The sequence below is a fragment of the Streptococcus sp. SN3 genome (assembly GCF_030439905.1).
Genome location: NZ_JAQFJF010000001.1, coordinates 642,261 through 663,446 on the forward strand (window position 1 = coordinate 642,261; position 21,186 = coordinate 663,446).

The following is a 21,186-nucleotide window of genomic DNA, read 5'->3' on the forward strand; positions in this document are numbered from 1 at the left end:
CCTTTCTGGACACGACAAAATAATCAATTCACCTTAACCACCTGCAGCTGCTCACCGCCTAGCAAAATCAAATATTTTTCAATCTGCGAAATGCCATAAGAACGGCTGAGAGCTTGAGCATATAAGTCTAGCTGGCCACAGTAGCGAGCAATCAACTCAGACGAATCCTTGTATTTATCCGTCTTGTAGTCAAAGAGAATTATCCGGTCTTCAAATAGCAGGTAACCATCCAAAATCCCCCGCAAAACAAATTCCTGACCACTGATTTCGTCCCTCTTGAGCATGGCAAAAGGTGCTTCTCGACGAACTCTGTCACTGTTCTCAATCAAGAGTCGTCCCAAATCCGTCTCGAAGAAAGATGAAATCTTAGGCAGCTGAATCTGCTTTTTAACCGCTTCATCGGCCTGAACCTGAGCTAAAGCAGAACGAAGTACAGCCATGCTGGGACTGCTATCCAAAGGAATCCGCTGCATGAGTTCATGAACAGCACTGCCTACTTGCGCTCCAGTCACTTTGGCTTTCTTGCCAAAATCAGGCAAGTCAAAGTTAGGCTGAGGCCGAAAAGCTGCTCGCTCATCCATGATATCCAGGCCATCCGTATCCATGATCGGCTCATAAAACTTCTTAATCTGGCTTGGAGTTCGCACACTAGGCAGCTCAATGGCAGAGCGATACTGGCTATTCAGTCGATCCACACTTTCTAAAATATCCAGAGCCCGACGGATATCGTCCGACTGCCGATTATCCGCCAAATCATCCGCTGGAAAGAGCACAGGTTCATTAATTCGCCCTATCTCTTCGGAAGTTAGCTCCTCATCAGTGACAAAACGGGTCTCGTAGGCGAGATTCTCATCGGAAAAAACAGCCTGAATGGCATAGAGCCAGTCTTGGAAATTACTGAGCTGGCTGCGCAGACTGACAGACAAACGCCCTTGTTGGCTCTTGCCCCACTGACGCTTATCCAAGGCTTCTTGACTGCCCTTGCCGACCAGATAGAGCTTGGTTTCAGCCCGCGTCATGGCCACATAAAGCAAACGCATCTGCTCAGACAGACTGGCCAACTGCAGCTCCGCTAGATTCTGCTGATAAGGCAGCGTATCCATGGAAATGCGCAGCTGATTCGGCGCATAGGGGTCTTCCACAGACACCGATACATCCGCTACATACTTGATACCAACTCCATTGGTCCGGCTAAGGATAATAGCAGAGCTGCTATCCTGACGGTTGAAGGCCTTGTCCATATTGAGCAGGAAGACATACTTGAACTCCAGCCCCTTACTCTTATGAATGGTCATGAGACGAACAGCGTCCTTAGGTGCCGCCACTGGCACACTGGCTAGATCATGCTGATTTTCCAAGATACGGTCAATCATCCCGATAAAGCGAGACAGGCCTTTAAAGCTAGACTTTTCATACTCATTGGCCCGCAAAGAGAGGGCATAGAGATTGGCCTGTCTCTGGGCACCATTGGCCAGAGTCCCCACCATGTCATAGTAGAAACGATCCTGATAGATCTTCCAAATCAAATCATACAGGGAGTGCGTCTTGGAATAGGTCCGCCAGCTTTGTAGGGTCTCATGGAAATGCTGTAGCTTTTTCTGCAGTTTCTGGGTGACTAAAGTAGGGTTCAAACCTCTTCCTTCAAGGGCATTGAGCAATTTTTCATAAAGATTTTCTTGAGAACGTTCTTGACTGGCCTGCAAGGACAGCCGAGCTAGCTCGTCCTCACCAAAGTCAAACATGGGAGACTTGAGAAGGGCGGTCAGGGCATAGTCATTCAGCGGATTATTGATGGTCCGCAGGGTATCCAGCATAACCAATACCTCAACCGACTGCAGATAGTTTGCTGCGCCGTCATCTGGTACCAGCGGAATCTGGTGCTGCTCAAAGGCAGCTAAAATCAAATCATTGCGGGTTCTGGAAGCCGTCAGCAGCGTAATATCTTTAAAAGCCACTCCATCTTCATTATGCAGGCGGATGATTTCCTTGATGACTAGGTCCACTTCCCCAGCTGATACTGCCTGTGGCAAGCCTTCATCACCCTCTTCTTCCGGACTCTCCTTAGAGCCTTCATAGATTAAGAAGGAAGCGCGGTTAGCTAGATTAGGCTCACGTTTAGCTGGATTGCCAGCCACCAGATAGTGGGTTTCATTATAGTCAATTTCCCCGACTTCTTCATCCATTAGGCGTTTAAAAACATCATTGGTCGCTTCCAGCACCTCAAGATGACTCCGGAAATTTTCCTTAAGGACGATTAGCTTGCCCTGACTGCTATCCTCTTGGTAGGCCTTAAACTTATCACTGAAAATCTGCGGGTCAGCTTGACGGAAACGGTAGATAGACTGCTTTATATCGCCCACCATAAAGCGATTTTGCCCTCTGGAAAGCAAGTCCAGCATGCACTCCTGCGTATGGTTGGTATCCTGATACTCATCCACCATGACCTCGTGGTAGCGTTCCTGATAAAAGCGACGCACCTCTGGGAATCTCTCTAAAATCTCAATAGCAAAATGGCTGATGTCACCAAATTCAAAGGCATTTTCTGCTTTCTTACGCTCCAAATAAGCCTGTGCAAAGTCCGCCACAAAATCCCGCAGAAGCTCAACTAGAGGCAGGCACTCAGCCTGGTGTTGCTCAATAAAGTCCAGTTGATAAAGCTGCTGGTCAAAGCTTCGCAGCCGCTCAATCATAGGCTTCCTGGCTTCATTGTAATCCTTGGCCATTTCTTTTTTGAGCTCGTCTGCATTCTTACCAACCCGAGCTGTAAAGGCCTGGCTATTGGACAGTTGAGAAAGTGCCACGATCTGCTTGAGAATCTGAGCGGTTTCGTCTATTGAGGACAGTTCATTCAGGCCTGCCAAGACGGTCAAAGCATCTTGGACATTTTCCTGATATTTAGCACCTGCAAATTCTCTTCCTTCATGCTCCAGATGGGCAGAAAAGAAAGCTTCCAGCTCCCAAAGGGCTGATTTGATTTGACCGAATACACACACTCTCTCTGCTGCAAAGTCGCTGTGCTCATAGCCATAGAGGAAGGTTTCTTCCAGCCAGCGCTGAGGACTGCTGGTTGACTGCAGAAAGCTGTAAATCCGATAAACTTGATCCCGGAAGCCTGATAAATCCTTGCGCTTACCAGTAAAGTTCTTTACCAAACGGCTAAACAAAGCCTGACGCTCGCTGTCATAGTAACGGTCAAACACTTGACTGAAAACTTCATTTTGCAGAATCAGCTGCTCACTGGCAGACTGGAGAATCCGAAAGTTCGGTGCCAAACCAAGCAGGTAACCATAGCGACTAAACACTTTCTGGGTAAAGGCGTCCATGGTACCAATATCGGCATTGGGCAGATCAGCTAATTGCTGGGCCAAATGTTGCTTGAGTTCAGGACTCTCGGCCTCTTTCAAGGCCTGCCCCAGTTCCTTCTCCAACCTCTCTTTTAGCTCGCCTGCCGCCTTGACGGTAAAGGTTGAGATAAAGAGCTGACTGACAGCAACACCTCTTAGAATCTGGTCGATAATCCGCTGGACCATGACAAAAGTCTTACCCGAGCCGGCCGATGCGGAGACCAGAATATTCTGGCCAGAGGAGTAGATGGCCTCAATCTGCTCTGCAGTCTTTTTCTGTGGCTTGTCCGAAGCAGCTTCTTGGGCTTGCTTAAGAGCAATTTCTTCTGCAGTTAAAAAAGGAATTCTCTTCATTTTTCCATCTCCTCCCTCATCTTTTCTAGCCAGGCCTGGCGTAACTTCTCACCAGTCGGCCGTCTATCAAACTTGCTTGCATCCAGCTTTTCTAGCTGCCGTGCCTGTCCTAGATGGAGATTGGCTTCAAAGCCAGTAATGGCCTTAAACTGCTCTACATAAGGAGCAATGCTTCGCCCATTCTCTGTATAAGGATTGACTGCAAAATGGCCTGATAGAATGCCTTCTGCAGCTTTTTTGTAGAGATAAGTATTGTAGGCCAGCAGCAAGTCCAAGTCTCCCTGACTCAGCAAGTTGGTCTTATTTTTTTCATAGAGCGGACCAAGCTCCTTGACAGCATCAGCCACAAATAGCCCCTTGTACTGCAATGGCTTCATAGACTGATTGACTGCATCCGCCAAGGTCTTGGTATCTTTAAGCGCCACAATCGGATCGGTCATCTGCAAATACATGGCACCAAATGTTCCCTTATCCTCTTGATAGTCTGCTAACTCTTCAATCGCTGCCAGATAGGTCGGCAGCTGAGAATTCAGTCCATTAAAGAACTTTTCAAAGCTGAACTTAATATCGCCAGACTTATAGTCCACCACTCCCAGACTCTCGGTCTTGGTCAAACGGTCAATCCGGTCCACCTTACCGCTCACGGTCACTGCTCTGCCATTTTCCAAGGTCAGGAAAGGCTTAGAAGCTGAGCCAAAGCCTGTCTCCTCACCAATGGTCTCAATCCCAGTCGGATGAGCCAGCACCCGGCCGGTCGCCCGCGCCGTATCTAGCAAGAGCTGGCGGGCAAAACGAGTCTGTCCCGACTCACTGTAGATGCTCTCAAACTCGGTCTCTCGGCTGGTCTCCTCCATAGCCTGCGCTAAACGTCGGTCAAAATCAGCCGACGAATCATCCTGCAGGACCTTTTCAAAGATCCGATGAAGGAAAATCCCATGACTGCGAGCATCGGGATGAATGGTCCACTCTTCCTGCAGGCGCAGAACATACTTGAGAAAATAAGCATACTGATGCCGGAAATATTCGTTTAGAGCTGACGCAGAAAGTCGGAGAGGCTGATCTTTTGGATAAAGGACTTGCAGAGTTTCCGGCTGCAGCGTCTCCGTTTTCAGTTCCTTGCTGATTTGCGGAATGCTGATGCCTTCTGCTGCCAATTTCTTGCGGAGAACCCGCACAGCCACCGCCCAAAAAGTCTGCTCCTCCGCTGTCCACTCTCGATCAATCTCCTCTTGGTAGAGCTCGATGATTTGAGAAAGCAGAGCTCGGTAGCTGCCAATATCATCACTGGAAGCTTGAGGCTTTTTGACAATGATAGGCAAAGAAAGCGGAGCTGCAGTCAATTCCAGTAGATAGGTCGACATGCTGTCCTCTACTTCATTGACTAAGGCTGGCGCAGACAAGATCAGCTCTCTGGTAGCAGAATTCATCAGCGACAGAGCCGTATAGCGATTCTTCTTGAGATTTTCTGAGCTGGCAATCTGGAGTTCCGCCTGAGAATCCGTTGCATCATTGAGCCGAGCCCGGTCTTCATCACTAAGCAGACTCTTGTTTTGCGCGATTTTCGGGAAACGCTCTTGGGTCAGTCCAATCGCGTAGACGTAAGGAGCTGCTAAAGGCTCTATCAGGTCATAAGACTGGACCTTGACCACATCTACTGTCGCCGGTACCGTCCGGTAGTTGGACAAAAGCATACCTGACAAGACCAAGGCCAGAAAATCATCCAGTTTGACCTTGCTATCTGCAAAGACCTGAGCAAACTGCTCTAAGACATGACTGAAAGCCTTCCAGACTTCCTCATGGCGCTCCTGCTCCTGCTGACTTTCTCCCTGTAGTAGAGCCGTCAAATTGTCAGACAAACGGGCTGCTTGGACGAACTCCGTAAACTTAGCTAAGAGACCAGACGCCGTCTGACTACGGGATTTGAAAAAGTCTTGCAGCGGAGTCATAACCCGACGACGAATATGATTAAGAAGGTCTAGGTCAAATTTCCCTTGGCTATTGGCCGTGAAATCCTTGGCTAGCTTGCCTGCCCCCTTAATGTCCGCAAAGCGCAGATATTGCTCAAAATGATCCAGCTCTTCTTGAGTCAAATCGCCATAGAGCCCCGTCTTTAAGAGATTGAGCAGGTCTTCCAGTTGGAAATTATAGCGTTTTAGCCGCTCCAAAGATTCGACAAACTGGACCAGCGGATGCTGCGCCATCGACTCACTCCGACCCAGATAGTAGGGAATCTGATATTGGTCAAAAATAGTCTTGAGCTGAAGCTGGTAGGCTTCCACATCTCCCAAAAGCAGACGAATATCCTTATAGCGCACACCATCATGAACCCGCTTCCGAATGGACTTAGCCACATACTCAAGCTCTTCTTTCTGGTTCATAGTAGCCCAAATCTGAAGCTGCGAGCGGTCTGTCTCACTAAGACTAACCGTTGATTCTGAAAAGTCATAACGACTTTCCAAGACCTTAGAAATCCGTCCAAAGGCATCTTCTGCTTCTGCATGAGAGATATAGTCAGGCTTGGCCTGATAGTCCTCGGCTAGCTTTCTCAAAAAATCCACGCTGGCCTGATAGAGATTGCCCTCACGAAAGGCTGCTCGATAAGCCTTCTGGCTGGCATAAGTCCCAATAACAATCTCCACACCTTTTCGATGCAGGAGACCGACCAGGTATTCCTCTTCGGCAGAAAAACGAGTAAAGCCATCAATGACCAGGGCCAAATCTGCCAGCTCCTCATCAGTGTCGCCAGCCAGAATATGCTGGGCAAAAGCGGCAATCTGAGAAGACGAATCAAAATCGCCCTTATTCAGAGCAGCAGTTACCGCTGTAAAAATCTTGACCAGATCCTCCCGCTTCTCAGGCTCCTCAAGAAATTCCAGATCCGCAAAGGACATCTGGGCCGTCTGCAGTTCATGGTATAGATCCATCAGCTGCTGGATAAACTGGGCATCCTTCTTAATCCGGCCATAGACCTTAAGATCTCCATCATCCAGCTCTGTCAAGGTCCGATAAATCAGCATTCCCAGACCAATATCGTCCAAGCTCTGCCCTTTCCGAATATCATTAAGGACAAAATATCTCGCCATCTGGGCAAAGCGCGTCACCGTAATGGCAAAGGAAGCCTTGTTCTCTAGGAACTCCAAAACCGCCCGCTCCTTCTCAAAAGAAAGCGAATTTGGCGCAATATAAAAGACTCGCTTACCAGCCGCCACCAAGCTCTCAGCCTCAGCCACTAAAACCTTGGTCAAAGAATGGCGAATATCTGTATAAAGTAATTTCATAGCCTGCCTTTTCCTCTAGAAAATATAGGAACATTATACCATTTTTAACGATAATTCTCATGGAGAATAGTCCCAAAGCCCAATTAGAACTCAACGTCCAAATAGAGCTTTAATAACTAGCCTCATCATGTCTATAAAAAACGAAAAAGCCACTGCTTCCAGTGGCTTTCTAAAGCTTCTTACTTCTTTCAAAGTAAGAACTCATTTAATCTTATGCTTATTCATCTTTTCTTCAAAAATGCTTGTCATAATCACGCGCAATTCCTCTCTTTCCTTGTCAGGAAGTTCGCCTTGCTGCTTAGCAACAGCGAATAGTTCAGGATATTGCTTAGCAACTCTCTCAACCGTCTTGGTCGTCGCATGCCCTCTCACGAAGAAAGGAATCCTCTTAATCCATTCTTTAGGCACAAGTGCAAGAATCTTTTTGGCTGCTTCCTTATCGGAAATTTCTGCGGTGCTGAGTCCTTGATTAATCTGCTCTTGCTCTTTTTCTGTAAAATCTTTTAATTCCATACCCTAAATCTCCCAGTTCTATTTTCTTAATACTAACTGAAGCACACTACTTACCCTCTACCCACTTATCATTGTCCATGATAAAGGGTTTGGCCAAACCTTCCCCTGTATAGTCTTTATACTTGGTCTGCAAATACTTATAGCAGTCTTCTTTGCTGGCAAATTTGATTGCCTGGTAAGGCTCTTCAAAGGTCAGCTTTTCGATAAATAAATAGCCATCTTTATCTGGAACCAAGACGCCGACATGCCCTACAAAGAGAGAATCACCATCAAGATTATCGTGGACAATGACTGAAAGCATTCGAGCCTTTTCATTAAACTTGAACTGTTTGAAGTATTCCTCCATCTTCTTAGCATGGACTTTGACATCTTGAGTCGCTTCAGTCTTGACTCTTGAAAACAGAATATTAAAATCTTCCTTATCTTTTGCATCAAAGAGCTTGCCCTTGTCAATCGAATCATTATCTATGAACAAAAGTTCGTCATCTTTTTCTATTTGAGGGATGTCGATGCTATTTTTCAGCAAAGTATAAGTATTAATCCGACAATTTGTCCCGATAAAATCCCCTTTTTTTGCCTGCCATAGAGGATTGATTTTTTCTACGTCATATTCGGTTTTGGTGAATTTAGTGAAATCACCCCTTAATCCAGTAGAGCCGACAAGGCCATTGTAGTCATTGACTAGATTGAGAAAGTTATCGACACTGTCTTTATCCAAGTTCGCAGCTAACAAATTCTTAACTTCTTCGACACTCTTTTTACTGTTTAGATTTGAATAAGTCGATGTAGTTTGACTTGTTTGATTATTTTTCTGGGAACTAGCGCATGCCGCCAGTCCAAAAGCCAAAGTCAGGCAGGCGCAGGACATGATTATTTTGCTGTATTTCTTCATTCTTATTTCTCTCCAATTCTTGTCTTCTACATACTATTTTGCCTTACAATTTTTTTGATGTGCCTTCAATTTTTTCAGAGCCCAGTCATAATGGCTAGAAGTTGCACTTACAAAATAGGAACCTAGTACAGTCCCTCCGACCCATTTATAGACATCTTTTGAAAATAATTCTTCATTTGTAAATGTGTCAGCTAAGTCCAAAACATCTTGATGGGACTGATGAAAGATCTCAGTTGCCTCTTTTAGAGAAGTATTTTGATGCTTCTGCCAAAATTCCAGATTCAGCTCTCCATAAGTCTTCCAGTTATAGGGTGCAGGAAGAAAGGGCTGCTCTTGCCCCTTTTGATTGGAATGCACCCAATTCAACAAGAGCTGATGCCATTCATAGAGGTGAATCAAAACATCTCTTAGATTTTTATCTCGTCTCCAATGGGCTTCTTTCTTCTTTTCATCCCAAGAAAAATCAAAAGGCGTATTTAACTCTTGATCAGACAATTTGGAAATGAGAGTCTGTAACTTCTCAAAGTTTTCCTTAGCAGCTAGCATCAAATCTTCTTTAGTTTTCGGTCTGGGCATAAGATTGCACTCCTTTGCATCTTTCGGTTCTTGGAAATCATTTTGCAAATCATCAGCGTTTATAAGATTTTCTCAATTTCCTTTGCTATTTTACTCTTTTTCAATTTCCTATTTCTAATGTATCTCCATAAAACAGCAGGATTCAAGCTGTATGACAATTGCAATAGAAAGTAATTTACCCACTCTATAAGAGCAAACATCCAAATCGAAAAAGAAATGATAAACGTAGAAAACTCTCCGTGATTAAATAATATCACAAAAATTCCCGTAGCTAGTAAAATAAAATCCAATTTCTTCAATATCTTGTAAATCTTTCCCGTATACTTTTCAGCAAATCCTGGATTGGAAATCCTCTTGATTAAAATCCACCAAAAAACGGAGCCTTGTATCAAGATAAAAGTTAGCAGAAACAAAGAGAAAGAAAGAGAAATGAAGGCTTTAGTAGTAAGAATCCACTTTTTAAGCAAGAAAAAATTCATCCAAAATACTAAAACAGCTGCCAATTCCCCACTAGCTAGATTAATCAACTTTTTCTTCAGAAGTTCTTTTGATTTCATCTTACACCACCATGAAAAAATTCTACCACTTTAAAAAAGAAGGTTCAAAGAGCCTGTTTGTCCGAGTTCCTTTGTTTCTACTCCATTACTTTTTAGACTCATCACAGTAAACTACAAACCCCTTTGGTAAGATGACAAGTTGCTGGTCATCAGTTTGGCAATGACTCACCAAATCAGCTGAATCTCTGTCTAATAGATAATTCTCTTTGGACTGATTAAAAACAGCTCGGATTACTTGATGATTGTGTTCCCACTCTAAAGCCAGCACATCAGGAGCGATTTCTTCTAGGGTAAATTTCCCATGCTGAATAATGTCCGCAGTTTCCTTGCGAAGCTGAATCAAGTTCTTCATAAAATTAAACATATCATTGTCATTGGAAACCTGGTCCCAAGGCATGACCCGTCTACAATCCGGGTCCATACCTCCGCCCAATTCTAGCTCAGTCCCATAATAAATACAAGGCGTCCCCCTTTGTAAAAAAAGAAAGGCGAGTGCGGATTTGACAAGCTGGATATCACCCTTGGCAGTCGCCAAAATCCGCTCTGTATCATGCGAATCCAAGAGATTGAACATGACCTCAGAAATCTGCTGCTTGTAGTACATGGACTGGCAGTTAATCTCAGATATGAATTGACTGATCTTCTTGCTCCTGCTCAAAAAGTAGTACTTGATACTATCGGATAGAGGATAGTTCATGACCGCGTGAAACTCATCTCCATTTAACCAAGGCTGAGAGGTATGCCAAACTTCTCCAAGAATATAAAGGTCAGGCTTTTTGGCCAAAACTGCCTTCCGAAAATCACGCCAAAATTGGTGATCGACCTCATTGGCCACGTCCAGCCGCCAAGCATCAATATCAAAATGTTCAATCCAATAGGTCGCAACGCTTAAGAGATAGTCTTTCACCTCAGGATTTGCCGTATTTAACTTAGGCATATAGCTGGCAAAGGCAAAGGTATGATAAGGCAGTTCTTTGGGATTCACAAGTTTGTCATTCGTCACTGGGAACTCCTGAATGTGGAACCAGTCTTGGTAAGCTGAATTTTCACCATGCTTGAGAACATCCTGCCATTGAGTGGATTGATCGCCAATATGATTGAAAACTGCATCCAGCATGACCTTCATGCCACGCAGATGAGCTTGCTCCACCAGTTGACGGAAAGTCTCCTTGTCCCCAAAGTGTTGATCAATTTCAAAGTAATCTGTCGTATTGTACTTGTGATTACTTGGAGATTCAAAGATAGGGCAAAGATAAAGTCCTGTAATCCCTAAGCCTTGCAAATAATCCAGATGGTCAATAATCCCCTGTAAATCTCCACCAAAGAAATCCGTAGTTTTAGGCGTGATAGACGAATCCCAATCTAGAGCTCCTTCTGGTGTAAGTTCAGCATTTCCATTAGCAAATCGTTCTGGAAAAATCTGATACCAGACCGTTTTTGAAACCCATTCAGGAATCTGGCAACCATCAATCTCATGAATATAAGGAAGTTTAAAACCATTGCCCTCCAAAGTAAGGTTTTCTGGACTATTGTCAGTGAAACCTTTATCTCCATACAAGATGCTTTGACCTTCTTTATCCTCAAGCTCAAAAAGATACTGGAGCCTAGCAAAGCGCACAGAGACAGCTACTTGCCAATAATCAAATAAGGCATCAGAGGTCACCTTGACCATCTCTTTCACATCTTCATAAGAATCCTCAAGAAAAATAAAAGGATCCCCATAGTGCAAAACGATTTTCTCTACATCCTCTTTCTTAGTCCTAATTCTGATATGCACTTTACCTTCTTTATAAAGGTAGGCATACTCCGACTCCGGTCTGTGATAAATAGCTGTTAATTCCATACTTTTCAACTCCTAGATTTCACTGTTTAAACTCATCGCAACTTTATGCAAACGATTCCATAGTTAGCCCTAGTATACTATTTTAAAAAAATGATTGCAAGCTATTGTTCAAGTTTGGGAATAGGAGGTATAGCAGGGAATATTAAAAAGCCTTGGAGACAAGGCTTAATAGTAGTTTCAATTTTGAGATTTCATTTAATTCTTTTCTTTTTCCAAATTGATATTCCAATGTTTAAATTATTCAGTATTATTCTTGTTCTTATACCAACTTGGGACTAATTGGTTCATATAATCATACCATTCTAAAATTTCCTTAGCTTGATTTTGCATTACTGATACTTCTTCTTCTCCATAAGAAATAGCCCATGGAAGAGCACCAACTAGGTTACTTAGAATGTAAACGGCAAGAAGTTTCCAAAATAAATCTGGAACCTTGTCATCAAAATATCCATCTATCATACCTGATGCAAAAGAGGGAGATACTTGAGCTGACCACACAATACGATTGAACTCCTCCCAAGGATCTCCAACATCAAAACGATCAAAGTCAATTACATAAATCTCAAGATCTTCTCCAATCATGAAATTCCCAATATGATAATCTCCATGTTGGAAAACTTGGGGTCTGTTCTTTAGCAGTTCACGATTTTCATTCAAAAAATCAATAAAGATTTGACCACTTTCATATTGGACGGGACATTCTTTGTATTTGGAGATTTTATTATCAATTTTTCTATTAAAAAAGATTTCCCAGTCTTCACAAACTTCTGTAGCAGGAATTGTATGAATCTTTCTAAGCATTCTTCCTGCTTCTACACCGTATGTGTATTGTTGGTTTTCTGAATAAGTTAAAATGGTATCCATTGCATCTCTTCCGTCTATCCACTCGTGTATAGAATGCACTTCGTCACCACAGAGTTCAAATTTAATCGGTTTACACATACGAACTCCAAGAGAAGCAACTTTCTCCATCATATCAAATTCAATTTTCTTAGAATCAAACTTCTCTTTATCAGAAACACGCAATAAATATTTTTGATTGTTCTGGTCTGTAACACAATATTTTTTATCATCTGACCATCCTTTATTTATGGCTATCTTACCAATAAAATCCATCAATAACTCCTCGATTAACTTTACAACATTACTATATTCTTAACTAATGAAAAGTAATTCGTAGTCCGTCCATTCTTTCACACTTCCTAAAGATACATAAATTTTGACCACGTTCTGAAATTATAATTTCTTCTTAAAATGAATAATTCTATTTGCCTCCTGAAATCCAATATTGAGATGAAATCTTATAGAATCCGTATTCGTTAAAGTACAGTCACTTGCAAATTCCTTACATCCTTTATTTTTCGCCCATTCCTCACATTTTGTACAGAGATTTTTAGCAATATCCTTTAAACGATATTCCTCGTCGACAATAATCCCTTCTAAGAATCCAACAGGACTATATCTACAACCTTCAACATAATCAAATCTGAGTGAACATAGTGCTAGACCAACAATTGTGTCACCTTCAACTTCAGTAAAGATTACAGTATTTTTGCCATTCGTATATTCTTTTACTTCATCAATAGCTTCTTTATCGGTCAATTCGGGCCATAATTGTTTTATTAGTTTAGCCGTTTTTATAGTATCTTTTGTTATTCCATCCATATTGATGTTCCTCCGCAAATTACAAGCAAATGTTTCGAATCATGCTGTTACTTTGTTACTCATTGATTGATACCAATACCATCCCCTTCTACTTTTCGACTGTCTCAGATCGAAAGAGCAGAGCCACGCACTCAGCAGTTTAGACTTACCGTATCATTTCGTCGGTTTCCCTCCTCATTCTACTAGTCCTATCCCATGGGCGGAGCATCTACTTCTACTTCGCTGATGCCTCAGCTCGTACAAGCAGAGCTACACACTCAACATGTCTTGACTGTTATTCCCAATACTATGAAACAAAATGATATCCCTCTGAAGATTTGAATTAAACTATTAAACGTAAGTGTTAATTTCGAAGTCTGTTTAAAAATCTTTATGAGGCTCAAGCTGCCTTCAGAATAACAGTTCTTCCAATTCAAAATTTCGCATTTTTTTATGAACTACATAGATTTTTCTTGGCAAGTTATCTCTTGTAAGATAAAGTTTCTGATTTTCTCTAATCCCTTCATCAAGCTTCTCAAGTGCACCCTCAAAAGATTCCACTTTATAAAATAACAGTCTTTCATAGTGTTCTATACCATCATCATTAAATTCAGCGGTGTTATTGAGGAAGTCATATATTACTTTCTGTTTTTTGCCATCATCATATTCAAAAATAAAATTCTCACTGTAATGTTTGAATCCACGAATTTTCCTGCAAAGATTGTCAAATTCATCATATTCCAGGATTGCTAACTCATATTTTTTCTCTTCAGGAATTATGCAAGATCCTAAAAGAGTGAAATATAGATAAATAGCATTCTGTCGCGTTTTATCAACCAAATTCCAATCATTAAGATTATGCGTGTGGAAGAAACCGTTACGACATTCAATTCTAAAGCAACTAATCATATCAGCAATCAATTTTGCTTTTTGTGGGTTTGAAAAAATATTCTTATTATTTCGTAAGAAGTGTTCAAATGCCCCAATTGAACTATCCATATATTCTTTCTGAAGACTAGTAAAGTCTATATAAGGATATTGCGTAAATTCATAACCTTTACCATTTCTTTTTACTAAAAGCTTCTTAAAACCTTTACCAGTTGACTCATAAGCTGTGATATTCTTATTATATACCTTTTTTAGTAAATTATTTTTAATGGCTATCTTACAATTGTTATCGATGTTCAGCATTACAATCTGATACAATAACTGTTCAATGGATTTCAAATATCCACTGATAACCGACGTATAATCAAAGTTCTTTTTTTCTTTTAGGGAATAATAAAGCCATTCTGATGTAATAAAACTCTCGGCATATTCATTAGCACCAACCATTGTCCTATACAGTTCACCTGCTACATAAGCTTTTTCCATATCTTCAAAATTATCATTAATAGTGTTATCATGTGAAATATATAAATAGTTTCGAACTAATTCATTGTTCACGTCAATAATCTGGTATCTGTAGTTTTTATAATCCCACTCAGCAAGAATCTTTTCCTCAAATAGCTTTAGGGAAGCAAGATTCATAGTAGAAAGAAAACTTATAGACTGATAACCTGTAATCTCTCTCGTAGCCTTTAAATAATCATCTATTGAAGCAATGAATGCTCTGTATTCTTCTTCTCCAAATTGGTTTTTATAAAAGTCATGAATGGATACTGCTCTTAATTTTAGTCCATCCTCCTCGTACTGTTTGTTCTCATGTGATATCCAGTCAACCGATCTATCAGAAACTTTCCAAGTTCTAAGTATTACAGCCCCATCAAGATTAAGTTCCTCAACAATTTTGTTAACATCTCCATAGTCGTAAAAATCGTTAAATCTAAACCCAATTTTTTTATTATTATAGTAGAGTATGAAGTTAAAAGGAGAATTTCCAGAATCCTCAATAGCTACCTCATATTCTATCATTACCCGACAAATTATATTAATCAATAACTGCTCGGTGGTATTTTCTTGTCTGTCAACACAAAAACGATAAAAATAGTAATCATCATCCGCATATTGAAAAAGTTCTTCATTCCAGTTTGAATGTGAGCTCATCCACGCTTCTCTGAAACGTTTAAGTGATTTTATGAATCTTTCAGTTTCTTCTTTATAAATATCTCTACAATTAATTCTTTTCATTTTATTTCTCACCATTAAATATTTATATCAAACTAAAAAGGCATATAATCATAAGATTATGTGCCCTTTTTAAGTATAGGAGTCAACAATTACTGTTAATAGAAACTGCGTACTCCTTACTAGCTTCAATCGCATGAATCGAAACTCTCTCAACTGCAGACTCATCAATTTTCATAGCGAAAATTATGCCAACTGCAGTTGCACCAAGGGCAACAACGAACTTCCAGTCAATCAAGACAGTCAAGTTCATAGCTCTCACCTCCTTTCTGGTTTTAAGACCAAGAATATATAGGTGGCTATTAGTTACCCTTGAAAACGTCCTAATTGGACAGTTTTAGTATACTGCTAAGATTATAATCTGTCAACAAATTTTTAAAGTATATTATCCCATAAATTGTTCACTAAACAGAAAAAAAGCTAATCATCTTATTTTCCAATCCACAAAAAGAGCGGCCTCTGCCACTCCTTTTTGAAATCTATGCCTCCACCTATCTATCCAGTTTTATCACCTTATCATAGCACTTCAAGTCCTCTTCGCTATAGTGATGAATCACTTCTACGATTGCTTGTGGGAGAGAGAAGAGAAGTTGATTGATTTTCTCTTGGTTTTTAAGGTCCAGATTGGCTTTGACTTCATCAGCTAGGATAAATTGGCGATTGTGATAGAGAGCACGGGCAATTTCCAAGCGCTGCTTCTCACCACCTGACAGGGTTTGATTACTGGATGTTTTGCCTTGGAGAGCTTTCAGACCGGTTTGCTGCAGGATTTCCTCCATCCTAACGGAATCCAATTCTTGTCCCAAAGCGATATTTTCCTCTAGTGTCAATCCATCAAAGACATGACTGGACTGGAGAATGTAGGCTCCTGCCTGATAAAGTTCATCCGAGCTTAGCTCTTGTCCATGGTAGCGAATCCGACCTTGACTAGGCTTGATTTCTCCATAGATTAGGTTCAATAAGGTTGTTTTCCCAGACCCACTTTCTCCGATAATGGCAATCTTTTCTCCTTCCTCAATGGTAAAGTCGCAAGGGGCTAGGATTTCTTGACCATCACGCTCTACACTAACCTGCTCTAGCTGGATAGGAAAGATGGAACCTTCAAGAACAGAAAGCATTGTCAACTCCTCTCCCAGCAGTTTTTGATATTTATCACAGAGAGACTTGGCTGATTTTCTAGTATTGATAAAATAAGATAGCTCCTGAAATTGGTAGCCGATATTGTGCGATACTAGGTAAATCCCAACAAAGCTGGCTGCAGATAGGTAGTTATAATAGGTCATGAAACCACCAATGACAATCGGCGCAACCGAACAAAAAGCATCAATCCCATTGATAAGGAGACTGTTTAGCGTCCGCTGCTTTTCATAGGCGACTTCTTGCTCTAAAGCCTTGTGTAAATCTTTGGAAAACAGTTTGTAAAACATGCTTTGTCCCTGATAATGCCGTATGGAACGAGCACCCGCAATCATGTTGGTCACTTGGGAGACATAGCCTTGGTTAGCTAGGGACTTCTGCTTAGTAATCGCATCCAAGCGCTTGGAACCTATGCTACTACAAAGAACAGGTATCGAATAAAAAATGATAAAGAGCAAGCCGAGATAGAAATTTGTCCAGAGAGCATAAGAGATGGAGACGGTTGTAAATCCCAAAGAAGAAATGATAATGACAGTCGGCTCAATATAGTTATCTTCTAGCTGTTTCACATCATTTTCCAGGTCGGACAAAACCTCTTCATCTGCTATCCGACGGCTATATAAGAAAGTTTGAAAGATAGCCTGCTTAATCCCCAACTTGAAGTCCGTCAGCACTCGTGCATAGTAATAGCGTTTCCCCGCCAAACCTAGCAAGAGAATCAAATTCCCCACAATCCCCCAAGTCAAGACCTGCCACAGCAAATGCAACTGGTGATTGGTAAAACTAGAGACAATATACTGAATCAAAGCTGGTGTAATGACAGCCTCCAGCCAAGTAATCATAATCGCAACAAAATAGAAGAATAAATACTTTTTAGTCACATAGGATCTAAGCATAGTGTATAAACCTCCTGAAGTTATTTACCAACTTAGATGGTCTTTTTTTATCTAAACGGGGATAAAATAGGAGCCTGAATATTTGAATGAAACCATTAAACGTAGGGCTGCTACTTTATAATCTTTCGAAAAAGACTTAAATAACTAGTTCTAAACATATCAATTTACTTTTATTTTTTATTCAAAAATATATCCAACACATCTGCATAGCTAACAAAGGGAGCAGGAAATACTAGTCCAGAATAAAATAACATTATGGTATTAAATAAATTCAATAGGACGGATACTCGTTTAAAGCGTTCTGTTAACTTAATTGCCATGGTATATAAGACAAAAAATACAGCATAATTAAGTATTGACATCAAAATCAAATCCACTAAATGTAATGAGGGCATAAAAAATTTTCCATTAAAAAACAGATGCGATAGAATGATTGAAATCAAAAAAATGAGTGTCGACCAAATAAAATAAGTTGTTGATCTAGCAATATAAATCATCATTGGTGTCCGTCTAGTTGTTTTGATATTTGTATATTGATTAGTGCGAATTTCAAATTCCAACTCCTCATTAGCAAGCAATATCACATTAGTTATAGAATAATAAATAAAAAAATAGAGTAGATTTATCGGTTTATCACTATTGAAAATAATAATGATTCCTGTAATAAAAATCATGGAATAAATCACTTCGCAAATACTATCAAACGTGTATCGAACTCTATAATTGAAATATCTTCTTAATTCACTAAACATGGAAAAGGCTCCCTCTTTTTTTAGCAATGTTCAATAAAGTGAAAAATAGGAAAGTTCCAGCTGACCAATATACTGCACAATAGACTATAATAAAAAAGATACTCTGGTAGGACGGAGAAATAATAAAATTTCTCAAGGCATAGTAAGGGAAAAGCTTTCCTATAAAGCCAAATAAACCACCTAGCGGTGTTAGTATGCCAGTAAAATACAGCATGAAATAAGAAATTAACGATGTAATGCTAGAAGTACGATTAAAAATGAAGCAGAGACTTGATAGGAAAAAACCCAAACCATATATGCTAATAACAGTTAGCATACATGCAGCCAGGTTTCCAACTAACTTTAAAATACTATCCGGAAAATCAATATCATTAAGCGTGGATAAAACGATAAATATAGGTATGGCTTTAACTAGATCCACCAATATCTGAACAATAATTTTAAACATTAAGACATGAAAAACACTCTTACTGCTCTGGATTACACTTATCAAAGTTCTATCATAAAGGTCATCCTCAATAAAAAAAGTTGGGTGCGTAATACTATGACTCGTAAAATACCAAGTAAATAATAAACATAACAATAAAAATTTACTTTGCGTATCTTTAAAGTATTGAAGATAAGCTGAAACCATTATCAAAATTCCAAAATTTGAAAAAAATAAATTGAATTTAAACTGCATCATCTCTTGCAGCTGTCTCTTTAACTCCCTTCTTATTTCTTTAATCATCATTGATAACCTCATACAATATTTCTTCGATGCTTTCTTCAACTTCTTCAAAAAATATCATCTCAAAATTATTAAAGATATTATTTTTTACCTGACTATCTTTCACTTCAACAATCAATCTTTTATTTTCTACTTGATAAGATAAATCAGGAAACAATCTCTCAAAAGCATCTTTATCAGAGTTTGAAATACCAATTCTATATTTAACCCACCTAGTATTTTTCCCAAAGATTTCTGAGAAACTACCTTGCTGTATTATTCTCCCGCTACGCATGATACAAATTCTTGTTGATATTTCTTTTGCAAAATAGATATCATGAGTCGTCATGAGAACAATGGTTCCTTTTTCTTGGCTGAGAGTTAGTAACAATTTCGCAAACTGCTTTTTGGCAATGACATCCAGACCATTGGTTGGCTCATCTAAACACAATACTTTTGGCTTACAAAGTAATGCAATAATCAAAGACAATTTTTGTCTCGTTCCTTGTGACAATTCGGACACCAAGACATCAACATAGGGATGGAAAGCTAGTTTATTAAATAAATCCTCCAATTCATCCTTAACCTGATCACGCGAACTTTTATTCAGATGTAAAAAGTAATCAATATTTTGATTTGCCGTCAGATATTCATAGTAGCCTCTACCGCTTTCTAGTACAAGCTTGACATTGTTATGAATATCTTTCGAAGTATTCTTACTGCCAAAAACAAATACATCACCTGCGTCTTGTAACATTAAGCCAGAGATAATTTTTATGAAAGTTGATTTACCTGCACCATTGGTGCCCACTATAGAAACAATCTCTCCTGAATGCGATTCAAAGCTAGGAATGTCCAATACAACTTTACCACGAAAATTTTTCTTTAGATTGCTTATAATAATTTCATTCATACTCGCATTAACCTATTTCGATTACTAATACTTTGAACTGTCAAAAATTTACAAACAAGGATTTTTGAATTACTTTCTCTAAAATGTTCCTACGTTTTCACCAGCAAAGCTACACACTCAGCGGTTCAGATTTTCCGTATCATCTCGTCGGTTTCCCTCCTCATTCTACGAGTCCTATCCCATGGGCGGAGCATCTACTTCTACTTCGCTGATACCTCAGCTCGTACAAGCAGCGATACCGCCTCAACATGATGCGTTTGAGGAAATAAGTCCACCGGCTGTACTTTCTTCAACTCATATCCTAATTCTTGATAGAGTTTGATATCACGCGCCATGGTGGCGACATTGCAGGAGATATAAGTGATTTTCTTGGGCTCCATGCTAACGCTGGCTTTGATGAAGCTCTCGGTCAGGCCTTTTCGTGGTGGATCGACTACGATGACATCCGCTTGGATGCCCTCTTTAAGCCAGTTTTGGATGGCTTCTTCAGCAGGAGCGCAGACATAGCTGGCGTTGGTAATGCCGTTGATTGCCGCATTCTTTTGGCTATTTTCGACCGCTTCTGGGATCACTTCCACACCATAGACTTGCTTGACATGCTTGGCAACTGATAGACCGATAGTCCCGATACCCGAGTATGCATCAAGCACCACATCATCAGCGGTTAGTTCGGAAAAGTCAATAGCTGTCTGATAGAGCTTTTCTGCCATCTCTGTATTGACCTGGTAAAAGGCGGGCGCAGCAATCTGGAAGTCATGTCCCAGCATCTGGTCGGTGATATAGTCTTGACCATAAAGCGTTCGCCAGTCTTTTCCGAAAATCGCATTGCCCGGCTGGTCGTTAATATTTTGCATGATGGACTTGATAGCTGGAAAAGCCTCTGTCAAGCACTCCATCAGTTGCTCTACTCGGAAAATTTTAGGTCGGGTTGTGACCAGAATTACCATGATTTCCCCTGAATAATGGCCACGGCGAACAACTAGATTGCGAATGAGTCCCGTCTTTTCCTGCTCATCATAAGGTTTGAGGTCAAAGCGACGCAGCAGGTCGCGTGTAAAGAGGATAACTTGGTCAATGACTGGGTCCTGAATATAGAAATCTTCAATCGGTAGGAGGTCATGGGAATTTTTCCGGAAAAATCCTGTTTCCAGCTGGCCATTGACACGGCGGACAGGCACTTGAGCCTTATTGCGGTAACCCAGCGGCTGCTCCATACCAAGTGTCAGCGGCACCTCAATATTGGACAAGCCAGCAATCTTATAGAGACTGTCCTTGACCTGCTTACGTTTGAAGTCTAACTGGGCTGGGTAGTTCAAATGCCCCAAGTCAGCAATCCCCGTACGCAGATAGGCCATATCAAGATTTTCATTGCGCTGGTCTGAAGTACGGAGAAATTCCTCCACTTTGCCAAAGCCAATTTTTTTGTTGACTTTGAGCACACGCATACGGATGAGCTCACCCGGCAGGGCATTTTCCACAAAGAAAACCAGGCCTTCTGCCTTGGCCACCCCTGCTCCCTCGTGGCTCAAATCCACTATTTCAACTTCAATCATATCATTCTTTTTTAACATATTTTTCTCTTTCTGCTTTATCGCTCTGCTATTTCCCAAAAGAAAAGGCAGGACATCGTCCTACCTTTCATTATATCATA

16 protein-coding genes are annotated in these 21,186 nt (G+C 40.7%); all 16 read right to left on the bottom strand.

Features of this window, described 5'->3' with window-relative positions; translation table 11 throughout:
• Positions 1–23: 23 nt before the first annotated feature.
• On the bottom strand, positions 24–3,698 hold the full coding sequence (gene addA, locus PCY71_RS02930) for a helicase-exonuclease AddAB subunit AddA (RefSeq protein ID WP_301412439.1): 3,675 nt from the start codon (positions 3,696–3,698) through the stop codon (positions 24–26).
• Positions 3,695–6,976 carry an ATP-dependent nuclease subunit B gene (gene rexB, locus PCY71_RS02935; protein ID WP_301412440.1) on the bottom strand — a complete coding sequence of 1,094 codons (3,282 nt, stop codon included), beginning with the start codon at positions 6,974–6,976 and terminating at the stop codon, positions 3,695–3,697. The genes addA and rexB overlap by 4 nt, the downstream gene beginning before the upstream one ends.
• A gap of 201 nt (positions 6,977–7,177) precedes the next feature.
• Entirely contained in the window at positions 7,178–7,489 is a 312-nt protein-coding gene (locus tag PCY71_RS02940; protein ID WP_002900070.1) for a hypothetical protein, read from the bottom strand.
• A 46-nt stretch (positions 7,490–7,535) separates the two neighbouring features.
• On the bottom strand, positions 7,536–8,381 hold the full coding sequence (locus PCY71_RS02945) for a DUF4300 family protein (RefSeq protein WP_048771504.1): 846 nt from the start codon (positions 8,379–8,381) through the stop codon (positions 7,536–7,538).
• A 33-nt stretch (positions 8,382–8,414) separates the two neighbouring features.
• Complete coding sequence (locus PCY71_RS02950) at positions 8,415–8,957, bottom strand: ClbS/DfsB family four-helix bundle protein (protein WP_048771501.1); 543 nt, start codon at positions 8,955–8,957, stop codon at positions 8,415–8,417.
• A gap of 59 nt (positions 8,958–9,016) precedes the next feature.
• On the bottom strand, positions 9,017–9,514 hold the full coding sequence (locus tag PCY71_RS02955) for a hypothetical protein (protein ID WP_002909400.1): 498 nt from the start codon (positions 9,512–9,514) through the stop codon (positions 9,017–9,019).
• 85 nt (positions 9,515–9,599) lie between these two features.
• Complete coding sequence (locus PCY71_RS02960; protein ID WP_002909399.1) at positions 9,600–11,357, bottom strand: glycoside hydrolase family 13 protein; 1,758 nt, start codon at positions 11,355–11,357, stop codon at positions 9,600–9,602.
• A 237-nt stretch (positions 11,358–11,594) separates the two neighbouring features.
• Positions 11,595–12,473: a phosphotransferase gene (locus PCY71_RS02965; protein WP_002918778.1), complete on the bottom strand. Its 879-nt coding sequence runs from the start codon at positions 12,471–12,473 to the stop codon at positions 11,595–11,597.
• Positions 12,474–12,593: 120 nt separating this feature from the next.
• A complete protein-coding gene (aac(6'), locus tag PCY71_RS02970) occupies positions 12,594–13,022 on the bottom strand; it encodes an aminoglycoside 6'-N-acetyltransferase (protein ID WP_301412441.1) in 429 nt (142 codons plus the stop codon).
• A gap of 390 nt (positions 13,023–13,412) precedes the next feature.
• Entirely contained in the window at positions 13,413–15,131 is a 1,719-nt protein-coding gene (locus PCY71_RS02975) for a hypothetical protein (protein WP_048771495.1), read from the bottom strand.
• Between the two features lie 82 nt (positions 15,132–15,213).
• Complete coding sequence (locus tag PCY71_RS02980) at positions 15,214–15,381, bottom strand: hypothetical protein (protein ID WP_002918774.1); 168 nt, start codon at positions 15,379–15,381, stop codon at positions 15,214–15,216.
• A gap of 238 nt (positions 15,382–15,619) precedes the next feature.
• The gene (locus tag PCY71_RS02985) at positions 15,620–17,161 is read right to left on the bottom strand and encodes an ABC transporter ATP-binding protein (protein ID WP_048771487.1); all 1,542 of its coding nucleotides are present in this window, start codon (positions 17,159–17,161) and stop codon (positions 15,620–15,622) included.
• A 170-nt stretch (positions 17,162–17,331) separates the two neighbouring features.
• Positions 17,332–17,913: an ABC transporter permease gene (locus tag PCY71_RS02990; RefSeq protein ID WP_002909396.1), complete on the bottom strand. Its 582-nt coding sequence runs from the start codon at positions 17,911–17,913 to the stop codon at positions 17,332–17,334.
• Positions 17,906–18,646: an ABC transporter permease gene (locus tag PCY71_RS02995; RefSeq protein WP_002909393.1), complete on the bottom strand. Its 741-nt coding sequence runs from the start codon at positions 18,644–18,646 to the stop codon at positions 17,906–17,908. Before PCY71_RS02995 ends, PCY71_RS02990 begins: the two co-directional genes overlap by 8 nt.
• A complete protein-coding gene (locus tag PCY71_RS03000; protein ID WP_002909392.1) occupies positions 18,636–19,535 on the bottom strand; it encodes an ABC transporter ATP-binding protein in 900 nt (299 codons plus the stop codon). The genes PCY71_RS02995 and PCY71_RS03000 overlap by 11 nt, the downstream gene beginning before the upstream one ends.
• Before the next feature lie 200 nt (positions 19,536–19,735).
• Positions 19,736–21,106 (bottom strand): 23S rRNA (uracil(1939)-C(5))-methyltransferase RlmD, encoded by a 1,371-nt coding sequence (gene rlmD / locus PCY71_RS03005; protein WP_301412442.1) that lies wholly within the window; start codon positions 21,104–21,106, stop codon positions 19,736–19,738.
• Positions 21,107–21,186 lie beyond the last annotated feature (80 nt).